2 protein-coding genes and 1 pseudogene are annotated in these 2,995 nt (G+C 70.6%); all 3 read right to left on the minus strand.

Translation table 11 applies throughout. The features are described 5' to 3' along the window. Positions 1 to 1,383: pseudogene (locus tag SSOG_RS53995) on the minus strand (hypothetical protein); the annotation flags it as partial. Then, positions 1,380 to 1,808, minus strand: a complete 429-nt coding sequence (locus tag SSOG_RS50440; RefSeq protein WP_009717573.1) for a DUF6507 family protein — start codon at positions 1,806 to 1,808, stop codon at positions 1,380 to 1,382. The gene SSOG_RS50440 and the pseudogene SSOG_RS53995, both read right to left, overlap by 4 nt. Before the next feature lie 152 nt (positions 1,809 to 1,960). Then, positions 1,961 to 2,995: DUF6177 family protein (locus SSOG_RS27725; protein WP_063631599.1), on the minus strand; the 1,035-nt coding region annotated here is incomplete at its 5' end.

Genomic DNA, 2,995 nt, shown 5'->3' on the forward strand with positions numbered 1-2,995 from the left:
CTCGCCCTTCGCGTTGTAGATGTTGCCGTGGGGGTCCATGAACTGCGGCGGCCCGTCGACCGGCAGTTTGACCGTGTTCGGCGGCAGGGTCGCGGTGCCCTCCGGGAGCTTGACGGTGCCGTCCGGGAGCTTGGTCGCCCCCTCCGGTATCGCCGTCCCCGCCGGTACGTGGATCGTGCCGTCGGGCAGTACGCGCGCGCCCTCCGGCAGGGCCACCGCACCGTCCAGGTCGATCTTCGGGATCTCGACCTTGCCCAGGCCCTTGAGACCGGCCATCACATCGCCGATCTTCGAGACGCCCGCCCCCGCGCCCTTGAAGATGTACGTCATCGGGTCGATGGCCCTGCCCGCCTTGCCCGCGAAGGACAGCGTCCGGGCCACGGCGCCCGCCTTGCCCGCACCCGAGACCGCGCCGCCGGAGCCACCGGTGAACACCGTCGTCAGCACGTTGAAGGTCACCGCACCCGCCGCGCGGGAAGGGTTCGAGCCCCACTGGTCCCACGCCAGCAGCGCCTTGCCGGTCTCCTTCATCGCCGTACGCGAATCACGCAGCCACGACGGGAGCTTGTCGTCGGGGGCGGCCCAGTACAGCTCCCGCACACCGGGGATCGAGGAGATCGCCAGCCCCGTCGCCAGCTTCCCCAGCCCCGTCCAGGACGCCTTGAACGTGTCCCAGCCGGACAGCCCGACCAGCCCGCCGAGCCCCTTGAGGGTGCCCCAGACACCGTCGACGACCAGGCCCTTGCCGAAGTCCCAGGCGTGTTCCCACACCTGCCAGGCCGGAACCGACTCCTCCACCGCATCGCCCCACGGCAGGGACTTCGACTGCTTCAACGCCTCCGCGTCGTAGCCGTACATGCCCTCGCCGTTGGAGCCGTCGTTCACCGTGAGCGCCTTACCGCCCACCAGCGCGACGATCTTCGCGTAGGCGGCCCGTTCCACCTCCTGGAACTGGGCCCACACCTCGGCTATCTCATTTCGGCGATTGAGGTTCTCCTCGATCAGGTCGCCGTCCTCGCGCCACTTGTCGTCGTCGGCGACCTTCGTGCGGAACTCCGCCGCCTCCGTCTTCAGGGTCTCCAGCTTCTTGACCAGCGGCTCGGCATCGCGGCTGTACGTGCCCAGCGCACCCGCGATGGTGCACATGTCCGAGCTGACGGTCAGGCCCACGTCCGAGACCGGCTTCGTCGTCGCGAACAACTGGTCGGCCTCGGGCGCCTCATAGAACGCGGACAGCCCGCCGAAGCTCGTGTGGACGTCGGTCGTCTTCGTCGAGACCGTGGCTCCGCCCGACGAGATCGCCTTCACCTTCTCGTCCAGCACCCCCAGGTCGCCGGTGAACACCGGGACCTCTGCCGGGTCGACCGGTGCGTCCCCGCTCACTTCTTGCCCCCCGGCTGCTCCCGCAGGGCCTCCAGGTTCACGGACTTCGCCGCGTTCTGCGCCTCTTTGGCGGCGTCCAGATCCCCTGCGACGTACTCGTTCGTCGCCTTCGCCGCACCGAGGACGCACGCCTCGATCCGCTCGGCCATCGATGTGAACTGCTTCTGACGGCCCTCCAGGTACTCACTCAGAGCGGCCGCGACCGGACCCATCGCCTTGTGTGACAGGGGCTGCTGACCCGGGGCCACCGGGCCCTGGATCTTCGTCTCCGCCTGCGAGCCGGGGACGGCCGTACCCGCCGCCTGGGCTGCCTCCGACATGTTCTTCACCAGGGCGTTCAGGGCCTTTTCCAGCTCGCCGGCGTTCTCGCCGACGGTCTTCAACTGGCCTTGGACTCCCTGTGGCTTGATGTCCCACCGCGTCATCGACGTCCCCCGGGCGCTCAACTTGCGGACCTGGCGGCCGACTCGAACGATCAGCCACCACATATATGTCCGTTTTTATCAGACGTCTGTCGCGGTCATGACGTTCCATCGACGAATTGTGACCAACGCATGACACTCCACGGCGGCGTTCTTCACTCGCCCTTCAAGTGCCCCATCAGCCGTTCGAAGTCGGCCCACCCCGCCAGGTCCGACGGGTCCCCGGGCAGCGCGTAGTAGTAGGCGGGCCGGGCCTTCGGCCCCAGCTTGACCGGGGCTTCGGCCAGCGGCGTCAGCCGCGCACGGTCGCCCGGCACCGACCGGACCTCCTCCGCCCCGAGTACGAAGGCCAGCGGAACCCCCGGCGCCCCGAACCGCGGCGGCACCAGCAGGTCCCGGCGCGCCTTGCGGAGCTGCACGAGCATCGACTGGAGAGGGTGGCGGGTGACGAGCGCTTCCGCGGTCCCGCGCAGGGCGTCCAGCGGCGGTTCCTCATCGGCGCCGTAGCCGAAAGCCAGCGTCACGGTCTCCTCGACACCCGCCTTCGTACGGCTGATCCGCATCGTGGCGAGGCCGGGCCGCTCCGGGCCGCCGACCACCACGAACCACGTCGGCTCGGGAGCCCGCGCGAAGGCCACCTCGGTCAGCCGCCCGGGCGACCAGGGCAGGTTCGCCGGTTCGGCGGTTCCCCAGCCCGTCGGGGGCTCACCGGCCAGCTCGCGCCACGCCGTCTCCAGAGCCCCGCCGAGCACCAGCCGCTCGTGCGCGGGGTGGATCGTACGGAAGGTGACGAGCAACTGCCGCTCGTCCGTGCCCGCGACCTCCTGGAACGAGGCCGCGGCCGGGGTGCGCGGCTCCTCCTCCGTGGCGTCCGGGGCCGCCACCGCGCTGAACATGCCGTCCTGCCAGCGCAGCACCGCGCCCGAGAGGCCGTCGAAGTAGCCCGCCCGCTCGTCCTGTACGACCCACCGCGACGGCCAGTCCGGCATGTTCGCCAGCACCGCCGGGGAGAGCGTCGTCCCGGGCGGGGTGACGATCTGCAAGCCCCGCTCGGCGGCCGCGGCGGCCCGGAAGGCGTCCGAGAGCCAGGCCGTCATGGCGACGACCGGGCGGTCCATGATGATGACGGCGACCTTGTCGGTCAGCACGTCCACGGCGGGCTGCGCCGCGGCGGGGGTGGGGGCGACGCT

Source organism: Streptomyces himastatinicus ATCC 53653 (assembly GCF_000158915.1).
Taxonomy (GTDB): Bacteria; Actinomycetota; Actinomycetes; order Streptomycetales; family Streptomycetaceae; genus Streptomyces; species Streptomyces himastatinicus.